We start from the raw sequence: 20456 nt of genomic DNA, 5'->3' as shown, positions 1-20456 counted from the left end.
CTCGCGGACAGACCACCCCGGAGATCCCCATGACCGTACTCGCGTCCCGCCTGAAGTCCATCCGCGACCGCCTCGCCGAACTGGAAGCCATGGCCCGGGAGGACCGAGCGGAGGCCGCCCACCGCCTCACCGCCGAACTGACGCGGGAACTCAATCAGGCGCTGGAGGAGGCCTCCGGCTCCACGGACGGCGAGCCCGCGCCGACATCCGGCGAACCCCGTCCGCCGCGCGACCCGGTCGAGAAATGCCCGCGCTGCACCCTGCGCAGTTTCACCTTCCAGGACGGCACCATCCGCGAACGCCCGGACGAACCGGGACACTTCGAGGCCCAGTACCAGTGCATGAGCTGCGGCCACGAGGCCTGGCGCCGACTGGGCTAGCAAACACGGGCCGCTGGACGCCGGGCCCGGACCAACGTCTACACCTGCCCCCGCGTCCAGCGCACGATATCCGCCGCGCCCATGGCCCCCGCCTGGCGGGCCAGCTCGCGGCCGCCGCGGAACAGCGCCAGCGTCGGGATGCTGCGGATCCCGAACTGCTGCCCCAGATCGGGTGCTGCCTCGGTGTTCACCTTGGCCAGCCGCACGGTGGGCTCCAGCTCCCCCGCCGCCTGCCGAAACTGCGGCGCCATCATCTTGCAGGGACCACACCAGGGCGCCCAGAAATCGACCAGCAGCGGGATATCGTTGCGCTCGACGTGCCGCCGGAAATTCGTGCTCGTCAGTTCCGCCGGTTCGCCGACGAACAACGGCTGGTGACACTGGCCACACTTCGCCCCGGCGCCAAGGCGCGCGGCGGGGATTCGATTGACCGCATCGCAATGCGGACACACCACATGCAGGGACTCACTCACAGCAGCACCTCGCCATTACCACCCGACGGACCACTTCATTCTACTCCGCGCCGCGGCAGCAACCACCCGAACAGAAGATGGGTCAACCACCAGACCCCGGTACAAAAAGCCATCACCACGCCCAGCCACGTGACCGGATGCATCCACTCCTGGACCTGGCCGCCCGGCCCCAGGACCCAGTTCACGTTGTTCTCGGGGTCCGCCAGCGCAAAGGTCAGCAGCAGGATGGCCCAGCCCAGAACCGCCATGTAGCGCCAGGCGCGCGGGTCGTAACCCAGGCGCCAGACCAGCCAGATCAGCACGAACGGCAGCGGCAGGTGGTACAGCGACAGCAGGCGCACGAACAACGGAATCTCCGGGTTGAACATGTAGTGCACGATGCCCAGCGGCGCCCAGCCCCAGACCAGCATGCTGAGCAGGAAGTCCAGCACCCAGCCCAGCTCCAGCAGGACCACGGCCACCAGCATCATGCTGGCCAGGCGACGGCTCTCCAGCCAGGCCGCGAGCAGCCCGCCCAGCAGCGCGACGTTGGAAAACCACAGGAAATTGAACCACCCGTGCACGGCCGCGTAGATCGGCACCAGCACCAGCACAAAGGCGAGATAGGCCCACTTGAACCCGCGGGGAATCCTGTCGGCCCGCGCACTCGAATACCCTGATTCCAAAAGGCTTGCCCCCGGATGCATTCCGGCTCAGGGTAGCAGGATGCACCTCACGATTCGGAAGTACGCCACCCCATGAAGCCGCTGCTGGTCCTGCTCCTCGCCCTGTTGCTGTCCGCCGCGCCGGCGCCTCTGATGGCGGAGCGCGCCGATTCGTCATCGCCAACCATCGGGCTGGCGCTGGGCTCGGGCGGCGCCGGCGGCCTGGCGCATATCGCCATCCTCCAGGTGTTCGACGACCTCGAGATGCACCCCGACCGCATCACCGGCACCAGCATCGGGGCCGTGATCGGCGGGCTGTATGCCGCTGGGCTGGATGCTGAAGAGATCCTGGACCTGTTCGATGACTTCGCCGGGTCCGAACTCGACGCCCTCACCGGGCTGGCACGCTCCGACATCAAGCTGCTGGACCTGGTCCCGCTGCGGCTGGGCCGCAACGCCCTGTTCGACTCCAGCGAATTCCTGCGCTTTCTCGCCGATCACACCGAGGCCCGTGACTTCGACGACCTGCGCATCCCGTTCTCCGTGGTGGCCACCGACTTCCGCAGTGGGGACAGCGTGGTGATCGACGAGGGCGACCTCTTCGCCGCCATCGGCGCGAGCATGGCCGTTCCGGGACTGTTCGAACCGGTGCAACATGGCGATGACCGCTACCTGATCGACGGAGGCGCCTCCAACCCGCTGCCCTACGACCTGCTCCAGGGCCAGTACGACTATGTCATCGCCGTGGATGTCTCCGGCAACGGCGCGCAGAACGACACCGAGGACATCGGCATCACGGACCTGCTGTTCAAGAGCTTCAGCATCATGCAGGGTTCCATCATCCGCCACATGACCCGGCTGGATCCGCCCGATCTTTACCTCGTCCCGGACACCGGCGGCATCCGCCTGCTGCACTTCAACCGCATTGACGAGATCCTCGAAAAGGCACAGCCCGCCGCCGACGAACTGCGCGAGCAGCTCGAGTCCCGGGGGCATGCCCTATAATCGCGGCATCGGTCGCAACGGAGGCGACCCCGCGGGAATCCAGGAGCAGCGTGGCCCACGACCCCCCCAATCCCTCGCCCGATCCCAACGACCCGTTACCGGAACCCGGCGACGGGCGCCATGAACTGTGGTTCACCCGGCGCGGCGGGCAGGTCTGCGGCCCCTACCCCCAGCGCTCCATCGGCCGCTTCCTGATCCTGGGCCGCCTGTGCCCGGATGACGAGGTCAGTCGCGACGGCGAGACCTGGTGGCGGATCGACCAGCGCCCGCACCTGATCCCCGAAGAGCTGCAGAACGCCCACACCCCGGAGGGTCGCGAACGCCTGGAGCAGGCGCGCCTGCGCGAAGACGAACGCCGCCGCGAGCGGCGTCACGACGACCCGCCGCCCGAGATCCGCGACCGCCGCAAGGGCGACCGCCGCTGCCCGGAATCACCGGAGACCCTCTCTCACCGCCAGCAATGGGCCGAGATCCTGGAACAACCGCCACCGCCCTGGAGCGGCTGGATCCGCGGGCCGCGCCCCTGGATCGTGGGCGGCTCCGCGGTTGCGCTGGCCCTCGCGCTGCTCATCGGTTTCGGCATCACGCTCGAACGCGACCCGGGACCGGACTGCGCAGCGGCACCGGCGCCCGGCATCAACTGGAACTACTGTGACCGGGCCGGCGCCGACCTGCGTGGCGTCGACCTGACGGGCGCATCCCTGCACAACACCCGCCTGGCCGGCGCGCGCTTGCACGGTGCCCGCCTCACGGACGCCGATCTGCGCTTCGCCGATCTCACCCTGACCAGCCTGGAGGGTGCGGATCTCGCCGGCGCCAACCTGACCGGGGCCGACCTGATCCGGGCGCACCTGGTCGACGCCAACCTCGAGGACGCCAATCTCGCGCATGCCAACCTGACCGGGGCCGACCTCGCGGGCGCACGCCTGGACGGGGCCCGGCTCGGGCGCAGCATCTGGACCGATGGCCGCATCTGCGCCCGCGACTCCGTCGGGACCTGCGACTAGCCCCGATCTCCCTGCGCACCCACTTCGGACTCCAGGTCGATCCCCAGTTCCCGGGCGACTTCCGCCCAGTAGGGTTCCGCCTCGCAGGAACAGCAGTCACAGGACGCGGTCACGCCTTCGTGCATGCTGAGGCGGCTGCGCGGCGCGGCAACAGCGGCTTCGGCCCGTGTTCCGGGCTGGGTGGGTTCCGTCTTCGTGTTCATCGGGCACCCCCGAACCGACTGGTATCCCTTCGAGCATAGACGGCTCCGAATGCCGCGCCAAAGCGCCGCGCCCGCCCCGGAATTCGTCCGGGCGCATGCTAAGCTTCAACTGTCCCGCCTCTTCCACGGCCACCATGATCACACGACGCGACAAGGTCCTGCTCTCGGTCTCGGCCGCGGCCCTGCTCGGCATCCTGCTGCCGCTCGCCGCCCTGGCCTGGTTCCTCTGGCAGGAGTCCGTGGTGGCGGAGGAAAAACGCCTGGCCGAACTCGCCCAGCGCCTGGGCGAAGGGACCGAGGCGACCCTGGTCGATGCCCGCGACCTGCTGGACACCCTGAACCAGCTGGAGATGGAGCCCTGCTCGCCGGAACACCTGGAACACCTGCAGGATGTGGCGATGGCCCGGCCGCATGTACGGGCCATCGGCTACTGGCGCGCGGCGGAACGCCAGTGCGGGGCCGGGTTCGTCCAGGGCGAGGCCCTGACTCCACCCCGGGCCAGCCGCATCTACGACAGTGGGGTCATCGCCTGGTGGCCGAGCGCGGCAACCGCCGTGGGCGGTGTCGAGCTGTTCCTGATGCGCTTCGGACAGCACGACGTGGCCATCGACCCGCGGCTGCTGATGCCCCCCGGCCTGCTGGACAGCCAGCAGGTTGGCCTGTGGGTCGAAGGCCTGCCCATGACACGCCATCCAGGCGACGCGGACCTCCCGTCGCCCGAAGCCACGCCCACCGGTCTCAGCGTCGACCGTGCCGCGGGGCGCCTGGTCAGCCACTTCTCCCTGGATACGATCTTCCCCATCGACATCATCGCGGCGCAGCCGCTGGCGGCCTTCTGGGACCGCTATCTGCCGACCCTTGTCGTGGCCGGGGTCTTCGGGCTGCTGCTGGTGGTATTGTGGCTGCTCCTGGTCGTGCACTACCTGCGGCGGCGCCTGAGCCTCGCCAACGAGTTGCGCGAGGCCATCGCCCGCGACCGCCTGAGCGTGGAATACCAGCCCATCGTCGACCTCGCCGATGGCCGCTGCCGGGGGGCGGAGGCCCTCGCACGCTGGCACCGCGAGGGCGACGAGACCATTCGTCCGGATGTGTTCGTGCCCCTGGCCGAGGACACCGGACAGGCCACCGACCTGACCCTCGCGATCCTGCGCGCCATCCTCCACGACCTGGGGGATCATCTGCGGGCGCATACCGAACAGACCATCAACCTCAACATTACCGGCCACGACCTGGCCTCCGATCGCTTCGGGGACGCCCTGCGCAAGGCCCTGCGCGAGGCCGGCGTTGCCCCCGCCTCGATCAAGCTGGAACTGACCGAACGCTCGCTGCTGAACGAAGACGCCGTACGCGGCCGCCTGCGGGAACTGCGCGGGCGCGGGCACCGCATCGCCATCGACGACTTTGGCACAGGATATTCAAGCCTTTCCTATCTGGAACATTTCGAACTGGATACACTGAAGATCGACAAGACCTTCGCCGATGCCATCGCCCACGAGGCGGTAACCAGCAGCGTGATCGGCCACATCATCGAGATGGCCCGTTCCCTGAAGCTGCACATCGTCGCCGAAGGCATCGAATCGCCCCACCAGGCCGAATGGCTGCGCCAGCAGGGCGTGGACGGCGGACAGGGCTACCTGTACAGCCGCCCCCTGCCCGCCGCGGCCTTCCTGGACTGGTGCCGCAACCACTGAGGAGAGCATGCCCAATATCCCCACCCCGCGCCTGCCGGGACGCGCCCTGACACTGGCCCTGTTGCTGGCGGCAACCGCCACCGGCTGCGGTCTGTTGCCGGTGGAACAGGAACGCCCGGCCGCGACCGAGGACCGCCCCGCCACGACCGCCGAGCCGGCCACCGACCCGGACGGGGCCGCGGACACCCCCGCGGCCGACGAGGCCACGCCCGAGGAACCCTCGGCCGCGGCGCTGAGCCTGGCCACCTCCAAGCACGCGGAAAGCGAACGCCGCGTGGCCCTGCGCGAGCAGGGCCACGAGACGCTGGAGCCGGCCCGCGTGGGCTACTACGTGGATGTCCTCGGCGCCCGGCTGCGCCAGGAGCTGGCCGGGCAGCCCGCCACCATCGAGCACCGGGACGCGGGCATCCACGTCACCCTGAACGAAGGCAACGGCCAGGCCCGTGCGCTGGACACCATTGGTCACCTGCTCCACGAATTTCGCGCCAGCCTGATCACCCTCGTGGCCTATCGCGACGGCCCGGACCCCGACTCCGACGACGGCGCGGAGACCCCCGCCGCAGGCGATGCCCTGAACGCGGGAAAGCGCCTGCAGGATGCCGGCGTGGCACCCGAGCGGCTGGTACTGCGCAGTATGGGTACCGGCACAGTGAACACGAACCCGGGCAGCCCCGTCCGGACCCCGCGCCTCGAGCTGCTGATCCAGCCACTCACAACAAGCTGAAAGACGGCACAAGGACGCCTTTCGCCATGAGCGCGAACCCGCCCGAAACACCCGGTGGCACACGGGGACGGGGCGAAATTCGTGCTGATCCTGCCGGACACCGATCGGGAGAGTGCTCACACCCTCGCCGAACGCTGCCTCCAGCGCATACGCGACGAGGCGATCCCTCACGCCAGTTCGCGCATTACCCCGACGCTCACCGCCAGCGCCGGGGTGAGCAGCATCATCCCGGACGCGACGGGCGGCGCCGCGCGGCTGGTCGAGGCCGCGGACCGCGCGCTGTACCAGGCCAAGCGCAATGGCCGCAACCGGGTCGCGATCACGGACTCCCCGAGGGCCGGCTGAACCATTGCCATCGCCAGCGATCCCAGGGAAAACCGATACGCGTGCGTGACGGGGACACGATCGGCCGCTAACGCCCGAATCCGTGATCCATACCCGATTCCGCCGGGCGCTCCGCGCCGTCATCTGGAAAACGCCCCGGTTTCGGACCAGACTCCGGGGAATCCGGCACTCGGGAGGGCGAAACGGACATGACCAGCCTGCATGACCCCGCGCGCGAACCCGCGCTGTACCGAACCCTCGGCGTCACCCTGCCCCCGATCGCGGCCTACCGCTACGGTGCCGCCGCCCACAGCTGCGCCGCCCCCATCGCCATCGTCTGGGCCGCGGCCCTGGTCTCCATTGCCTATGCCCTGTGGACCGGCCTCGGGGGTGCTTCGGGGCACGCCGCCTTCCCGCTGGCCATCGGGGTCTTTCTGTGGGGGTTTGCCACCGTGTGGACCTTTCTGGTGGTACGCAATGTACAGGCCGACCCCTCGCTCGCCGATCCCGGCCTGCACGCACGACGGGTGCGTCAACAGGAGGATGACCACGACCCGCTGGATCAGCTGGAGTCCCGCGAGGACCCGCACTGACCTCTACGGGCGCTCCCGCACCCGGCGACAGGCGGTCGCGTAGCGCGAGCCAAATCTCCCTCTGAAGTACCGTTTGCGCGGTCGCGGACCTCCTGCCAGACTCCGGAAGACGCGATCGGTGGGAAGGGGCCACCGAAACCGCGACCGACAGGGGGAAGTGCATGAGCGATTCGTCCGGGGTGGAGATCCAGTACCAGGAACTGGTGGAACATCACCCCTTCATCATCATCTGCTATCACCCCGACACGACCATCCTCTATGCCAACCAGGCCGCCCACGAATTCTTCGCGGCCCCGCCCGGCGGGCTGGTGGGCCACCGCTGGATCCACGACCTGCCCGACGAGCGCCAGGCGGAAAACCGGGCCGACCTGCTGCGCTACACCCCCGATGCCCCGGTGCGCACCATCGAAAACCCCGTCCAGCGCGGCGATGGCGCGGACCGCTGGGTTCGCTGGACCAGCCGCGCGTTCTTCGACGGGGCCGGCCGGATCACCCACTTCCAGACCCTGGGCATCGACGTCACCGAGCGCCGGCAGACCGAGTCCCTGCGCGACAACCTCCTGGGGAGCCTGGCCGAAGGCGTGTTCGGCATCGATGCCGACGGTCACTACACCTTCCTCAACCCCGCCGCCCGCGAACTGCTGGGGTTTGCGACGGAGGAAGAAGCTCTGGGCCGCAACTCGCACGAGCTGTCCCATCACAGCCGCCCCGATGGCCAGCCCTTCCCGGCCACGGAATGCCCCGTGTACCGGGTCCTGCGTACCGGGGAACCGCTGCAGGCCTGCGAGGAATACTTCTGGAGCCGCGCCGGGCACGGGTTTCCTGTACTGATCAACGTGGCCCCCCTGTTCAATTCCCGCAACCGGGTCACCGGCGCGGTGGTCTCCTTCCAGGACATCACCGAGCGCCAGGCCGCGCGCGAGGCCCTGGAGCAGCGTGAATGGGAACTCCAGGAGGCCCAGCAGATTGCTCATCTGGGCAACTGGATCTCGGATTTCGAGGCCGGCAGGATCCGCTGGTCCAGCGAAGTCTTCCGGATCTTCGGCCTCGAAGCGGACCAGTGGGGCGCGACCCACGAGGCCTTCATGCGGGCCGTGCATCCGGACGATCGCGAGCGCGTGCAGCATGCCGTCGACGCGGCCCTGACCCCGGAGGGCCCGGACTACGACATCGAACACCGGATCGTCCGCCCCGATGGCAGCGTCCGCATCGTGCACCAGCGCGGTAGCGTGGACTTCGACTCCCGAGGCCAGCCCCAGCGCATGGCCGGTGTGGTGCACGACATTACCGAGCGCCGCGAGGCGGAGCGGCGGCTGCATTTCATCACCTATCACGACGCCCTCACCGGCCTGCCCAACCGGACCCGGTTTGCCGAGCGCGCCGAGCAGGCCGTGGTGGATGCCGAACGCCTGGGACGCCCGCTGGTACTCGCCCATATCGGGCTCGACCGCTTCAAGAGCGTCAACGAAGGCATGGGCCAGGCCACCGGTGACGAGGTCCTGCAACATGTGGCGCGGCGGCTGGAGAACCGCCTGCCCGTGGGCGGCGTCCTGGCCCGACTGGGCGGGGACGAGTTCGGCGCCCTGCTGCCGGTGGAAGCACCCGGCGCGGTCGCCGGATCGGTCACCCGCCTGCTGGAACCCCTGCGCCGGGTCATCAAGGCCGGGGAACACGAACTCTACGTCCCGGGCTCGATCGGGGTCGCCGTGTATCCGCACGATACCCGCGACATCGCCGACCTGATGCGGCGCGCCGAATCGGCGATGCATCAGGCCAAGCGTACCGAGGGCAATGCCATCGAATTCTGCTCCGGCGACCTCAACAGCGACGTGCGCAAGCGCGTCTCGCTGGAGGGTCAGCTGCGGCGCGCGGTCGACCACCACGAGGGGTTCTTCCTGCATTACCAGCCACGGGTGGCCGCGCAGGACGGGCGCGTCGTCGGCGTCGAGGCCCTGCTGCGCTGGATGGACCCCGGCGGTACGGTGCATTCGCCCGGCGGCTTCATCCCGATCCTCGAGGAGACCGGGCTGATCGTCGAGCTGGGCCAGTGGATCCTGACCGAGGCCTGCCGCCAGTGCCGGGCCTGGCATCAGGCCGGACTCCCCGCCGTGCGGATGTCCGTGAACCTGGCCGCCCCCCAGTTCCGGGATCGGCAAATGGCCCACTGCATCGACCGTGTGCTGGAAGAGACGGGGCTGGACGCCAATGCCCTGGAACTGGAGGTCACCGAAAGCATGCTGATGGCCGACATCGAGCAGGTAATCCGTACCCTGGGCCAGTTCCGCGAGCGGGGCGTGCGGGTGGCCCTGGATGATTTCGGTACCGGGTATTCCTCGCTGGCCTACCTGCGCCGCTTCCCGCTGGACGTGCTGAAGATCGACCGCTGCTTCATCGCGGATCTGGCGCCCGGGACCAGTGATGCCGCCATCGTCCGCACCATACTGGGCCTGGCCGACAACCTCGGTCTCGAATCCGTCGCCGAGGGCGTGGAGACCGCGGCACAGAAGGACTTCCTGGAGGCGGAGGGCTGCCAGACCCTGCAGGGCTTCCTGTTTGCCCGCCCGCAGGCAGCGGCGGACTGCGAACGCCTGCTCGCGCGACCCGCGGCAACCGGCGCGCAGTCGGGCCACAGCGCCTGATCACTGCGTGCCAACAACCCCGGCACCGCAGGGAGACATGCAAGGGCGTCCGCCCAGCGGCTACGATGGCACACCATCCACCGGAGGCCACCGCGTGCGCCCACTCCTCGTCCTCGCCGGAATCGTCCTGCTCGCCGGCTGCAGCGCACTGCCCCGTGGGGACGACGCGCCGCGCGAGGTGTCCTACATCTGCGCCTACGGGCCCGAGTTCACCGCCACCTTCGAAGACAACCAGGCCCTGCTCGCCTTCAATGGTGCCCGGGCCCGCCTGCAGGCCACCGAGACCGCCTACGGCGGACGCTACGCCAACCCTACCGACGACATCGTGTTCTGGACGCGGGACGACGCGGCGATGCTGGAGATGGTCGGCGTGTTCTGGAGCTGCCGCGCCCTGCCCCCGCGCCGATGAGCGCCCGCACCACCGACTTTGTCCGGCAGGCCACCGGGGCCCGCCAAGCGGAACGCGAGCAGGTGATCCAGACCCTGTGGAGCGGCTACGGGGAGATCGTCCGCTACCGGCTGCAAGGGGCCGACCAGCCGACGGTCATCCTCAAGCACGTGGTCTTCCCCGACGCAATGGACCATCCGCGGGGCTGGAGCAACGACCGCTCGCATCAGCGCAAGGTTCGCTCCTACCAGGTGGAGATGGCCTGGTATCGTGACTGGGCCGGCCTCTGCAACCCCGTTAGTCGTGTGCCCCGCTGCCTGGCCACCGGGACCATCGGCGACGAGCACCTGCTCCTGCTGGAAGACCTCGACGCCGCCGGCTTTGCGCGGCGCAAGGAACACCTGACCCGCGCCGAGGCGCAGCACTGCCTGCACTGGCTGGCCCGCTTCCATGCGCGCTTCCTGGGACACGCCCCGAAGGGGCTGTGGCCCGAGGGCAGTTACTGGCACCTGGCCACCCGCCCGGACGAATGGGCCGCCATCGAGGACCCGGCGATTCGCGCCGCGGCGCCCACGCTGGACGCCGCCCTGACCAGTGCCCGCCACCGCACGCTCGTCCATGGCGACGCCAAGGTCGCGAACTTCTGCTTCACGCCCGGGGCCGACGCCGTCGCCGCCGTCGATTTCCAGTACGCAGGCGGTGGCTGCGGGATGCGTGACGTGGCCTATTTCCTCGGGAGCTGCCTGGACGAACGGGAACAGGAGGCCTGGGAGGCCGAACTGCTGGAGGTCTATTTCGCCGCGCTGGGCGAGGCCCTGTACGCGCAGGGCAAGGGAGACGTGGCCGGGGCCGTCGAGCGCGAGTGGCGCGCACTGTTCCCGGTGGCCCAGGCCGACTTCTACCGCTTCCTGGTCGGCTGGATGCCGGACCACTGGAAGGTCCACGACTACAGCCGGCGCACGGCCCTCGCGGTGATCCACCGCATTCAGGAAGAAGGCGGGTCCGACACGGGCCCGGGGTCCATCGCGGGGCCCATCTCGGGATCCAGCCCCAGCTCCTCCGCGACTTCCAGCCAGTAGGGCTCCGCCGAGCAGCTGCCCCAGGCCGCGGTCGTGCCTGCCGGTTTCGCGTCCGGGGTGGGCGCTTCACTCGCCGATTCGGTGTTGTTCCGGCTCGTTTCGGTCGTCATCGGTGAATGATGGCATGTCCGGGCGCCCATCACGGAGCGGGAGAGTCGGCCGCGGCCGCGCCCGCCGCGCCGGAAAACCCGGGACCGCGCACATCCTCGGTTGACCAGCCGCGGTTGCTGTCACGTCCCGTAACCCACCACTCGTGCACGAACAGACGCAGCGGGCCCCGCACCCGTTCCTCGAAGCGGGTCGGCAAGGTGAATCCCTCGACCTCGGCATACTCCAGGAAGGTCGTGTCCACGTGGGCACCCTGGGTCGGACCAAAGCCGTTCAGCGTGATGTGCACGCGATAGAGCAGGTCCGTCTCCGGATGGATCCACATCACCACCTGGTCCCGGTCGGCCTTGCCAAAACCCGGCTCGAGGGTGGCCAGGACGCGCCGATAACGCACCCCGCCCTCGCGCCGATCCTCCAGGCGCTCGAAACCCGTTGCCCGATGCTTCACGAAGCTGGGTCCGTAATGAAACAGCTCGCCGGCATCCGTGGTCATCGCGCTGGCACGTATCCGCTCGGGATCCGTGCTGCGTTCGCCGTCGTAGAACACCCGAAACACGTCGCCATGGCGGTACACGCTCTTGGTGCCCTCCGGTCCGGTGTAGTGGAGGGCGTACAGATCATCGGCGGGGCGGAAGCGCTCCTCCCCCACCCCGCGGTAGCCCGCGTCGGCCACCAGCGGCTGGATGCGCTGGATCATGCGCCCCCATTCGCCATCGGTCGCCTGATTCAGGTCGCCGTCGAACGCGCGCAGATCTCCACCGTGCGCCGCGAGCGTGCGCTGGAACAGGGCGTCCGCCGTCAGTCCATCCTCGAACGTCGCGCCGGGACCGGGCTGGGGAAAGGTCCCGCCACAGCCGGCCAGCAGCACGGCCAGACCAAGCCACAGAACCGCCCACGAGCCTCCCGAACGTGCTGAGTGCCCCATGCCATCGCTCCTTGCGATAAATATCTGTACTTTTCTTGTACACCCCCTGTACAGTCATTTCAACGACACAGGTCGTTCCCTCACTGTCCGGAGTCCACCATGACATCCATCTCCCCTTCCCGAGCCGACGCCGCAGCCGCTTCCGACGCGCCCGCCAACCCCGTGCTCGATGCGATTCGCGAGGCGGTCGCCTACATCGAATTCACCCCGCGCGGCCAGGTCCTCGACGCCAACGAGCGTTTCCTCCAGGCCGTGGGCCACAACCGCGAGGACGTGATCGGGCAGCACCACCGGATGTTCTGCAGCCCGGAATACGCCCGTTCGCTGGAGTACCGCGACTTCTGGCGCCGCCTGGCGGCCGGGGAATCGCGCGCCGGTACCTTCCCCCGGGTGACACGCTCGGGCGAAACCCTCTGGCTCGAGGCCACCTACTTTCCCGTGCGCGACGCCCATGGGCGGCTGGAGAAGGTGGCGAAACTGGCCTATGACGTGACCGAGCGGCAGGCTCAACTGCGCGACCAGGCTGCGGTGTTTACCGCGCTGGACCGGTCCATGGCCGTCATCGAATTCACCCCGGACGGCGTGATCCTCAAGGCGAACGACAACTTCCTCAGGGCCGTGGGCTACGATCTCGACGCGATCCGCGGCCAGCACCACCGCATGTTCTGTGACGAAGCCTTCTACCGCGATCATCCGGACTTCTGGGAGCGCCTGGCGCACGGGCAGTTGATGAGCGGCAAGTTCCGCCGGCTCACGGCATCCGGTGAGGAACTGTGGCTGGAGGCTACCTACAACCCGATCCTTGATGAACACAGACGGGTCGAGAAGGTGATCAAGTTCGCCACCGACATCACCGCCAGCGTGCATACCGCCGAACGCACCCGCGAAGCGACGGCCGTCGCCCACGAGATGGCGCAGAAGACCGCGGAACATGCCCGCCGCGGCGCGGATTCGCTGCAACAGAACGCCCGCCATACCGAGCAGATCCGCAGCGAGGTCAGCGGCACCCAGGAGGCCGTGGAACGCCTGAACGCCGAGGCCCGCAACATCGAATCCATCATCGAGACCATCCGCACGGTGGCCGAAACCACCCGGATGCTGTCGCTGAACGCCGCCATCGAGGCCGCCCGTGCCGGCGAACAGGGGCGCGGCTTTGCCGTGGTCGCCCAGGAGGTGCGCAAGCTCGCCGCCAACACCAGTGAGGCCACCACCCGCATCGCCGAGGTGATCAACGGCAACCTGGAACGCACCCGCGAGATCGGTGAACGCATCGAGACCGTGCGCGAGATCGCCGAACAGGCCGACGCCCAGGTGCAGACCGTGCAGGGCATCGTCGACGAGATCCACGACGGCGCGAATCTCGTGGTCGAATCCGTCGCCTCCATCCCCCGCGACGGGCACTAACCGTCTTACGGGTCCGCGAGCGGTCTACGCCTGGCTACGCCTCGCGGCGGTCGCGGGTCTGCCGCTCCTGTGGCAGGCCCGACCAGAGTTCATCGAGATCGGGGAACGGCCATGCGGCCGGATCCTCGCGCGCAGCAATGGCCTCCTGCTGGTGCGGCGCGGACAGATCCACGATCTTCGGGGGGATCCGGCAGCCCGAGCTGGTGGAGTAGAAGATCTTCACGACCGGCTTGAGCAGGGAGCCGGACGACTGGTCGACGACCACCCCGATGCGGCCGGATTCCAGGCGTACGAGCGAGCCCACGGGGTAGATCCCCAGGCTCTTCACGAAGGCCTGGAACACCCGGGGATCGAAGTGGCCGTCCGCCCACTCGGCCATCTTGCGAATGGATTCGCCCGGATCCCAGCCCGCCTTGTACGGCCGGTTCGAGGTGATCGCGTCGTAGACATCGCAGACCGCGCCCATCTTCGCGTGCAGGGTGATCTGCTCGCCGGTCAGCCCCTCGGGATATCCCGAGCCGTCCATCTTCTCGTGGTGATGCAGGCAGACGTCCAGGGTCACCGGATCAAGCGCGTGCGCGGACGCCTGCAGGATTCGGTGCCCCTCCGCCGGATGGCGTTTCATCACGGCGAACTCCTCCGCGGTCAGCTTGCCCGGCTTGTTCAGCACCTCCAGCGGCATCGCGGCCTTGCCGATGTCGTGCATCAATCCCGCCTCGCCGGCCGCCAGCAGGGCCTCGTCCTCCAGCCCCAGTTCACGCCCCAGCGCAACCATCAATGCACAAACCGCCACCGAGTGCATGTAGGTGTAGTCGTCCGCGTTCTTCAATCGCGCCAGGCTGACCAGCGCGCGGGAGTTGCGGGTGACCGAATCGGTGATCTCCTCGACCACCTTGCGCGCCAGTTCGGTATCCACCGCGCGGCCCATCCGCGCCTCGCCGAAGATCGACGTCATGGCCTGGCGCGACTTCCGGCAGATGGTGGCCGCCCGCTCCAGCTCCTCCCGGGTCGAGGCGGGCTCCCGGTCGCGCCCCGTATCCGGGATGAACTGCAACGGCGCCGGCACCGCGGCGTCGCGCTCCTCCGGCGTCACAACGGCCTCCACGGCCTCCGTGTCGCGCCCCCTGGAGGTGTCGATCCACACCTCGCGGATACTGCTGTCCCGCAGGCTCGCCAGATCCTTCGGGTCATCCAGCAGGAAGCGCGTACGCCAGAAGGGATGCTCCATCCACGACCCGCACAACTCGCGGATGAACATCCCGCAAACGACGTGCTCCACCTTGATCTTCTTCAGCATTCGGGTCCCGGGATCGTCAAGAAAGGGCGGGGTGCCCCGTGGCCGCGGAGTATGCTGCGGCCACGGGATGGCCACAAATCGCGGCTAACGGCACCTAACGGGAGGCCCTGCTACCATCCCGGAATTCCACGGGGAGGACGTTCATGAGCAGCAAGATCATCGAGGTCGTGGGACCCGCCGGGCACCTGGACACCGTGCTGGGCATCGCCGAGGGGCTGGCGATCGACGTGCTGTGGCACGGCGTGGACGAGAACCGCGACCGCATGGCGGTGCACATGCTGGTCAGCACCGAGTACCGCCAACGCCTGATGGACGACCTCTACCGTGTACTCGGCGCGTCCGAGACCGCGCGTATCCTGGTGCTGCCGGTCGAGGCCGTACTGCCGGACCCCTTTCAGGAGCCGAAAGAGGCCGACAAGGAGGCGGCCGGCAAGAAGGCCCGCGCCGTGTCACGCGAGGAGCTCTACACCAACGTCGCCGGCGGGGCGGATCTCACCGGCCAGTTCCTGCTGCTGACCGTGCTGTCCACCATCGTGGCCGCGATCGGCCTGCTGGAGAACAACGTGGCCGTGGTCATCGGCGCCATGGTCATTGCGCCCCTGCTGGGGCCCAACCTGGCGCTGGCGCTGGGCACCTCCATGGCGGACACCCGGTTGATCGGCCGCTCCCTGCGCACGAACGCGGTGGGCCTGGGGGGTGCCATCCTGATCGGGATGCTGCTCGCCACGGTCATGTCGGTGGATGTGGGTGCCCGCGAGCTGCAGATGCGCACCGAGGTCGGACTGGATTCGGTCGCGCTGGCCCTGGCCTCCGGTGCCGCGGCCGTGTTGTCGCTGACCACCGGCCTGCCCACGGTGCTGGTCGGCGTGATGGTCGCCGTGGCCCTGCTCCCGCCGGCCGCGACCGTCGGGATCATGCTCGGCTCCGGCGAATTCTCCGCCGCGTACATGGCGGCCCTGCTGCTCGCGGTGAACGTAGTCTGCGTAAACCTCTCGGCCAAGCTCGTCTTCCTCTACCAGGGCGTACGCCCGCGCGGCCAGGCGCAGCAGGCAGCCGCCGCGCAAAGCATGGCGGGCTACCTCCTGCTATGGGCCATCACCCTCGCCCTGCTGGTCTTTCTGATCCTCGAGGCGGACGTCACGCTGTAGTCTCGCCCCCGGCGCCACGCGCGGCTTTGACCCCGTCCACCGCTTCGCCTAATCTCACGACTGGGTGGCGATCCTTCAGGATCGGTGGCGAACATACCGGAATGGATCCGAATGGGCCGCGACCACCCGACAGGGAGGAACCCGCCCCATGCCCCTGCGCATGCCCGGCTTGATCGCCAGACTCGGCCCCTGGCTTCGCCCCGCTCTGCTCGGACTGGGGGGCCTGCTTTGCCTGCCCGCCGTGGCCTCCGTGGCCCCGGAGCCGCTGCCCGACAATCGGGGGGCCTATCTCTCGCCCTATACGGCGCAGGGGGATCTCGCCGGCTGGGTCGACGAGGCCGTGGGCGAATCCTCCCGCGACATCGCGGGTCTCGCCGGGCGGCTGCTGCAGACCGCCGCAATGGCCTATGGCGCGCAGCAGACGCATCGCATGAGCGGCCTGCTCGATCATGCCAGCCGCACCGCCGGTGTCCCCGCAATGGATTTCGGCAGCGCTCTGGTCGCCGCCACCGAGCCCGGCCGCACCCCCGCCGGCGGACTGGAACAGGTCACCGCGATCCTCGGAGAGCTGGGCCGGCACGGACTGGTCGGCGAGCATGCCGGGCACCAGGTGCGCCAGCTCGCGCGCGTGCTGGAGGACCCGGAAGCCGCCGTGCGCGGCGAGCTCGAACGCCTGCAGATCGGATCGCGGGATGTCGCCGGGGTCTTACGGGATCTCGAGCGCCTGCCACACGGACAGCGCCAGGACGTCCTGCGTGCGCTGGGTGACGACACCGCCCCGGCGCTCGAACTCCTGCTGGACGCGGGGCATCAGCGCCTGGACCGCGAGATCCGCGAACTCTCCCGGCCCCGTGGCGCCCCGGCCAGTGCCACCGGCAGCCTCTTTGGCCTGCTGGCGCGCGATGGCAATGCCGGCCTTTTCGGCGCCGGCGAGGTCCTGCAGCGCCAGCTGGGCGATCACGCCCTGCGCCAGGGGGCCGATCTGGGGATGGGCTTCTTCGCCCTGTTCGACGGCTTGTCGCAGACCCACCGCCAGCTCGAACTAACCCCGGAGCGCATGGCGCGCTACCGCGAGGCCGCCGACCGCTCCTTCGACGATCTCGACAGCCTGCTGGTGCACACCATGGTGCACTACCGCACCCGGCGCGACTTCGCCCGCGCCAGCGAGGCCGTGATGCTCCTCTACCCCGAGGCGCGCCCGCGCATGGACGCCGCCCATCGCGTGGCGGGCGACATCATCACCGCCGAATGGCACCGCATGCAGCAACGCATGGACCTGCAATGGCAGTAAACCCACGGAGAACCGACTGATGCGCACCCACCCGACACCCACCCGTTTCCTTGCTCTGGGCCTCGCCCTGACCCTCGGCCTGGCCGCCACGGCCGCCCACGCCACCCCGGGCGCCGACCGCCAGTTCGACCGCAACATCCAGGCAGTGGACACGTCCCTGCTGGAGCCCGGCACCCGCGCGCTGCTGGACACCTATCGCAGCGAACGCGGCTCGCGCGAGGCGCGGCAGATCAGCCGCCAGGCCCTGCCGGGACGCGGCGCCACGCAATGCGCCTGGGACGACCGCTACCGCGCCATGGCCAACCTCGAAACGCCGGCCGAGGTGATCTTTGCCCGCGCCCTGGTCACCAACAAGGGACGCGGTTCGGTGGACCTGGGCTTCGACCGCTTCGAACTGCATGCCGACGGCGCCTGCCCGGATGCGGTCGACAACGGGCCCGTCAGCTTCTGGATGACCTGGTACCAGAACCACCAGGCCATGGAACCGGCGGCCGTCTCCAGCATCGAGGAGGCGCGGCGGCTGTACGCCGCCTCCGCCATGGACAGCAGCATGAAGATGGTCATGCGCTTCGACGGCGAGATGCGGGACGGCCAGCCCCACGGGCGCTTCCGCGTGATCCAGACCAATCACACCCCCGAGATGCAGGGTATGCGCGGCGGCCATGTCAGCAGCCATGCGCTGGGTTATGTCGAATTCGAGGCCGGCGAGCGGATCCGGCGGCTGATCGTGACCGAGATGGCCCACGGCGCCACCCTGGTCTACCTGGAACAGCCCCACGGCGAGGCGCACATGCTCAACTACTGGGTCCTGCACGGGGCCGGCATGCACATGGGCGACCATTACCCGACCAACGCCGCGGGCGAGATCGACGGCCGCTTCGTCCGCCTGCGCAGCAACGAGAACCCGCCCGAGATCAGCACCTGCGTGCGCGGCAACCTCCCGGCCGCCGCCACCGCCTGCGACTAGCCCGTCAAATCCGGTGCGGGCGCCCGACCCGCACCGGACACCCGGATCCCCGCGCGACCCAGCCGGCAAGAGGCCCGGGCCATGGCGGACGCCGGCCGGCGTTTTCCCGCGCATGGACTACACTCGGGAAATAGGTCGCGATCTCGTACATTCCGGATCGCGGCCGAGAGCCGCGCCCCGCAATGAGGCGGCCCGCACTGCAGCAACCGGCCCGGGATCGGCCAAAGGAAGTGCGCGATGTCCAGGTTCGAATCGGCTCCCCCCTCAGCCGGCGGCCTTCGGTATTCCGACCACCTCGCCCGCACGACCCTGCGCGCCTGGGTCGGCATGTCGTTTGTCACCGCGAGTGCGCTGATCCTCGGTGGGCTGATCCTTTCCTGGCTGATCGTCTACACCGCGGGCGGGGCCGACAGTATCGTCCCGCATTTCTATTACGTTCCCATCCTGTTCGCCGCAGCGCGCTTCGGCGCCAGCACCGCGCTGGTCGTGGCCCTGGTCGCCGGCGTGCTGGCCGGCCCCCTGACGCCGGTGGATGTCGCGGCCGGCACCGCCCAGGAGACCGAGCGCTGGCTGACGCGCACCGGCTTCTTCATCGGCATCGGACAACTGATGGCCTGGCTGGTCATCCCGGCGTTGCATCCGGTCACCGAGGAATTGCGGCGGATGCGCCAGGAATTCGATATCCGACGCGGGCTTCGGCACAACGAGTTCTTCCTGCGCTACCAGCCGATCTACTCCCTGGAACTGGAACGCCACGTCGGCGTCGAGGCTCTGATCCGCTGGCAGCACCCCATTCGCGGTGAACTCGCCCCCGCCGACTTTCTGGATGTAGCGGAGGACTCCTCGCTGATCCACGACATCAGCGACCGGGTGCTGAACGAGGGCTGCCGCCAGGCCGCTGAATGGAGGGCCCAGGCCACCGAGCATGGCCACCCACCCTGGTACGTCGCGATCAATCTCTCGGCGCACGACATCGTGCGACCCGAAATGGCGGCCCACGTCGCGGCCGCGCTAGAGCGGCATCAACTCCCGCCGGAGCTGCTCCACATCGAACTGACGGAAACCGTGCTGGCCATGGACAATGCCACCGACACCCTGCACCAGTTCAAGTCGCTGGGTGTCCCGCTGGCCATCGACGACTTCGGAACCGGCTATTCGTCCCTCGCCTACCTCAATCGCTTCCCCATCGACATCCTCAAGATCGACCGCCAGCTCATTTCCGGACTGGGTCTGGATCCGTCCGCGCGGGACCTGTCGCGGGGCATCGTCCTGCTGGCCGACTCCCTGGGTCTGCGCACGATCGCCGAAGGGGTGGAGACCCGGGAGCAACTGGAGATCGGCCGCCAACTGCGATTCGACTGCGTCCAGGGCTACTACTTCGCCCGCCCGCTACTGGCCAAGGAGATCCCGGCGCTGCTGCTCTCCGACGAACCCCGCACCGGGGCGCTCCACGCGGTTCACTACTGACCGAAGTACTCCCGCAGCAACTGGGTGGTGCGTGCCGCCGGGTCCTCGCGGATACGGCGCTCCTCATCGGCCAAGATGGTGAACAACCCGTCCAGGGCGTGATCGGTCACGTAGCGGTCCAGATCCACGTCCAGCGCCTCCAGGCCGGGAATGCGTCCCGCCGCATCCCGCAGCGGCTGGTACACGCGATACACATCCGCCCGCTCCATCTGCTCCCGGACAATGGGCATGTAGCGCTCGCGCAGGGTGGACTCCGACGCCCCGCGCAGGTACTGCGTGGCGGCATCATCGGCACCCCGCAGCACGCCCTGAACGTCTTCGGGACGCATCCCGCGGATGGCGTCGACAAACACCGGCACCGCCTCCCGTGCCGCGGACTCCGCCGCCCGGTTCATGCGCCGCTCCAGGTCCTCCACTTCGCGCGCGAACCCGACGCGTCGCAGCACATCCCCGGCCTGCTCCAGCTCCTGTGGCAAGCCGATGCGGATCAGCGCATTCCCCCAGTAGCCGTCCTCGCGGCCGGTGCGCTCCACCGTGCGCTCGGTCCCGACGCGCAGGGCCTCGCGGATCGCCTCTTCGGCTCGATCACCCCCGCCCCCGTCCAGCCCGAAATCGCGTACGTCCAGTCCCGCGCAGGCCGTCAGCAGGAAGGGCAGAAGGAGCCAGGGGAGCAGGTAAGCGCGGCGCATAACAGGTGAT

Annotated in this window: 20 protein-coding genes and 1 pseudogene; 15 read left to right on the top strand and 6 right to left on the bottom strand. The window is 68.9% G+C overall.

The features are described from left to right. The first annotated feature begins 29 nt into the window (after positions 1 to 29). A complete protein-coding gene (locus C996_RS0103595) occupies positions 30 to 380 on the top strand; it encodes a hypothetical protein (protein ID WP_018866101.1) in 351 nt (116 codons plus the stop codon). Between the two features lie 38 nt (positions 381 to 418). On the opposite strand, the gene trxC is transcribed toward C996_RS0103595, so the two are convergent. Both trxC and C996_RS0103585 read right to left on the bottom strand, forming a co-directional pair. Beyond that, entirely contained in the window at positions 419 to 853 is a 435-nt protein-coding gene (trxC, locus tag C996_RS0103590) for a thioredoxin TrxC (RefSeq protein WP_026279188.1), read from the bottom strand. A gap of 35 nt (positions 854 to 888) precedes the next feature. Beyond that, positions 889 to 1446 (bottom strand): hypothetical protein, encoded by a 558-nt coding sequence (locus C996_RS0103585; RefSeq protein ID WP_018866099.1) that lies wholly within the window; start codon positions 1444 to 1446, stop codon positions 889 to 891. A 144-nt stretch (positions 1447 to 1590) separates the two neighbouring features. Here C996_RS0103585 and C996_RS0103580 point away from each other — a divergent pair, with 144 nt between their 5' ends. Both C996_RS0103580 and C996_RS0103575 read left to right on the top strand, forming a co-directional pair. Further along, entirely contained in the window at positions 1591 to 2502 is a 912-nt protein-coding gene (locus tag C996_RS0103580; RefSeq protein ID WP_018866098.1) for a patatin-like phospholipase family protein, read from the top strand. Positions 2503 to 2552: 50 nt separating this feature from the next. After that, on the top strand, positions 2553 to 3509 hold the full coding sequence (locus tag C996_RS0103575; protein ID WP_018866097.1) for a pentapeptide repeat-containing protein: 957 nt from the start codon (positions 2553 to 2555) through the stop codon (positions 3507 to 3509). On the opposite strand, the gene C996_RS13720 is transcribed toward C996_RS0103575, so the two are convergent. Further along, positions 3506 to 3712, bottom strand: coding sequence for a hypothetical protein (locus tag C996_RS13720; RefSeq protein WP_018866096.1), 207 nt, complete (start codon positions 3710 to 3712; stop codon positions 3506 to 3508). The two genes, C996_RS0103575 and C996_RS13720, sit on opposite strands and share 4 nt — an antisense overlap. Positions 3713 to 3846: 134 nt before the next feature. Here C996_RS13720 and C996_RS0103565 point away from each other — a divergent pair, with 134 nt between their 5' ends. From C996_RS0103565 to C996_RS0103535, 7 genes and pseudogenes are all read left to right on the top strand, one after another. After that, on the top strand, positions 3847 to 5403 hold the full coding sequence (locus tag C996_RS0103565) for an EAL domain-containing protein (RefSeq protein ID WP_026279187.1): 1557 nt from the start codon (positions 3847 to 3849) through the stop codon (positions 5401 to 5403). Between the two features lie 7 nt (positions 5404 to 5410). Further along, on the top strand, positions 5411 to 6127 hold the full coding sequence (locus C996_RS0103560; RefSeq protein ID WP_018866094.1) for a hypothetical protein: 717 nt from the start codon (positions 5411 to 5413) through the stop codon (positions 6125 to 6127). 39 nt (positions 6128 to 6166) lie between these two features. Continuing rightward, positions 6167 to 6472: pseudogene (locus C996_RS0103555) on the top strand (diguanylate cyclase domain-containing protein); the annotation flags it as partial. 188 nt (positions 6473 to 6660) lie between these two features. After that, the gene (locus tag C996_RS0103550; protein ID WP_018866092.1) at positions 6661 to 7044 is read left to right on the top strand and encodes a hypothetical protein; all 384 of its coding nucleotides are present in this window, start codon (positions 6661 to 6663) and stop codon (positions 7042 to 7044) included. Between the two features lie 161 nt (positions 7045 to 7205). Next, positions 7206 to 9683 carry an EAL domain-containing protein gene (locus C996_RS0103545; protein WP_018866091.1) on the top strand — a complete coding sequence of 826 codons (2478 nt, stop codon included), beginning with the start codon at positions 7206 to 7208 and terminating at the stop codon, positions 9681 to 9683. A 94-nt stretch (positions 9684 to 9777) separates the two neighbouring features. Beyond that, positions 9778 to 10092, top strand: coding sequence for an MliC family protein (locus C996_RS0103540; RefSeq protein ID WP_018866090.1), 315 nt, complete (start codon positions 9778 to 9780; stop codon positions 10090 to 10092). Continuing rightward, positions 10089 to 11150, top strand: coding sequence for a phosphotransferase (locus tag C996_RS0103535; RefSeq protein ID WP_018866089.1), 1062 nt, complete (start codon positions 10089 to 10091; stop codon positions 11148 to 11150). Before C996_RS0103540 ends, C996_RS0103535 begins: the two co-directional genes overlap by 4 nt. 139 nt (positions 11151 to 11289) lie before the next feature. Here C996_RS0103535 and C996_RS0103530 read toward each other — a convergent pair whose 3' ends face one another. Then, a complete protein-coding gene (locus tag C996_RS0103530; protein ID WP_028484565.1) occupies positions 11290 to 12183 on the bottom strand; it encodes a hypothetical protein in 894 nt (297 codons plus the stop codon). A gap of 99 nt (positions 12184 to 12282) precedes the next feature. Between C996_RS0103530 and C996_RS0103525 the strand changes: the two genes are divergently transcribed. Continuing rightward, complete coding sequence (locus tag C996_RS0103525; RefSeq protein WP_018866087.1) at positions 12283 to 13587, top strand: PAS domain S-box protein; 1305 nt, start codon at positions 12283 to 12285, stop codon at positions 13585 to 13587. Between the two features lie 34 nt (positions 13588 to 13621). On the opposite strand, the gene C996_RS0103520 is transcribed toward C996_RS0103525, so the two are convergent. Then, positions 13622 to 14884 carry an HD-GYP domain-containing protein gene (locus C996_RS0103520; protein WP_018866086.1) on the bottom strand — a complete coding sequence of 421 codons (1263 nt, stop codon included), beginning with the start codon at positions 14882 to 14884 and terminating at the stop codon, positions 13622 to 13624. Positions 14885 to 15027: 143 nt separating this feature from the next. On the opposite strand from C996_RS0103520, the gene C996_RS0103515 reads away from it, so the two are divergent. The 4 genes from C996_RS0103515 to C996_RS0103500 all read left to right on the top strand — a co-directional run bounded on the left by C996_RS0103515 (position 15028) and on the right by C996_RS0103500 (position 19757). Beyond that, the gene (locus tag C996_RS0103515) at positions 15028 to 16032 is read left to right on the top strand and encodes a TIGR00341 family protein (protein WP_018866085.1); all 1005 of its coding nucleotides are present in this window, start codon (positions 15028 to 15030) and stop codon (positions 16030 to 16032) included. Positions 16033 to 16180: 148 nt separating this feature from the next. After that, positions 16181 to 17323: a hypothetical protein gene (locus C996_RS0103510; RefSeq protein ID WP_018866084.1), complete on the top strand. Its 1143-nt coding sequence runs from the start codon at positions 16181 to 16183 to the stop codon at positions 17321 to 17323. 19 nt (positions 17324 to 17342) lie between these two features. Next, positions 17343 to 18290, top strand: coding sequence for a hypothetical protein (locus tag C996_RS0103505; protein WP_018866083.1), 948 nt, complete (start codon positions 17343 to 17345; stop codon positions 18288 to 18290). Between the two features lie 237 nt (positions 18291 to 18527). Further along, positions 18528 to 19757: a bifunctional diguanylate cyclase/phosphodiesterase gene (locus C996_RS0103500; protein WP_018866082.1), complete on the top strand. Its 1230-nt coding sequence runs from the start codon at positions 18528 to 18530 to the stop codon at positions 19755 to 19757. Here the strand turns inward: C996_RS0103500 and C996_RS0103495 are convergent. After that, positions 19751 to 20446 carry a DUF4197 domain-containing protein gene (locus tag C996_RS0103495; protein WP_018866081.1) on the bottom strand — a complete coding sequence of 232 codons (696 nt, stop codon included), beginning with the start codon at positions 20444 to 20446 and terminating at the stop codon, positions 19751 to 19753. The two genes, C996_RS0103500 and C996_RS0103495, sit on opposite strands and share 7 nt — an antisense overlap. Between the last annotated feature and the right edge of the window lie 10 nt (positions 20447 to 20456).

It is taken from the genome of Thioalkalivibrio sp. ALE25 (assembly GCF_000377285.1).
Lineage (GTDB): Bacteria > Pseudomonadota > Gammaproteobacteria > Ectothiorhodospirales > Ectothiorhodospiraceae > Thioalkalivibrio.
This window is presented reverse-complemented; position numbering and strand designations above follow the sequence as displayed.

Coding starts and splice junctions, on each gene's coding strand:
- C996_RS0103580 (WP_018866098.1), top strand. CDS start 1,591: ATGAAGCCGCTGCTGGTCCTGCTCCTCGCCCTGTTGCTGTCCGCCGCG.
- C996_RS0103535 (WP_018866089.1), top strand. CDS start 10,089: ATGAGCGCCCGCACCACCGACTTTGTCCGGCAGGCCACCGGGGCCCGC.
- C996_RS13720 (WP_018866096.1), bottom strand. CDS start 3,712: ATGAACACGAAGACGGAACCCACCCAGCCCGGAACACGGGCCGAAGCC.
- C996_RS0103515 (WP_018866085.1), top strand. CDS start 15,028: ATGAGCAGCAAGATCATCGAGGTCGTGGGACCCGCCGGGCACCTGGAC.
- C996_RS0103530 (WP_028484565.1), bottom strand. CDS start 12,183: ATGGGGCACTCAGCACGTTCGGGAGGCTCGTGGGCGGTTCTGTGGCTT.
- C996_RS0103560 (WP_018866094.1), top strand. CDS start 5,411: ATGCCCAATATCCCCACCCCGCGCCTGCCGGGACGCGCCCTGACACTG.
- C996_RS0103500 (WP_018866082.1), top strand. CDS start 18,528: ATGTCCAGGTTCGAATCGGCTCCCCCCTCAGCCGGCGGCCTTCGGTAT.
- C996_RS0103505 (WP_018866083.1), top strand. CDS start 17,343: ATGCGCACCCACCCGACACCCACCCGTTTCCTTGCTCTGGGCCTCGCC.
- C996_RS0103510 (WP_018866084.1), top strand. CDS start 16,181: ATGCCCCTGCGCATGCCCGGCTTGATCGCCAGACTCGGCCCCTGGCTT.
- C996_RS0103520 (WP_018866086.1), bottom strand. CDS start 14,884: ATGCTGAAGAAGATCAAGGTGGAGCACGTCGTTTGCGGGATGTTCATC.
- C996_RS0103525 (WP_018866087.1), top strand. CDS start 12,283: ATGACATCCATCTCCCCTTCCCGAGCCGACGCCGCAGCCGCTTCCGAC.
- C996_RS0103545 (WP_018866091.1), top strand. CDS start 7,206: ATGAGCGATTCGTCCGGGGTGGAGATCCAGTACCAGGAACTGGTGGAA.
- C996_RS0103495 (WP_018866081.1), bottom strand. CDS start 20,446: ATGCGCCGCGCTTACCTGCTCCCCTGGCTCCTTCTGCCCTTCCTGCTG.
- C996_RS0103565 (WP_026279187.1), top strand. CDS start 3,847: ATGATCACACGACGCGACAAGGTCCTGCTCTCGGTCTCGGCCGCGGCC.
- C996_RS0103550 (WP_018866092.1), top strand. CDS start 6,661: ATGACCAGCCTGCATGACCCCGCGCGCGAACCCGCGCTGTACCGAACC.
- C996_RS0103595 (WP_018866101.1), top strand. CDS start 30: ATGACCGTACTCGCGTCCCGCCTGAAGTCCATCCGCGACCGCCTCGCC.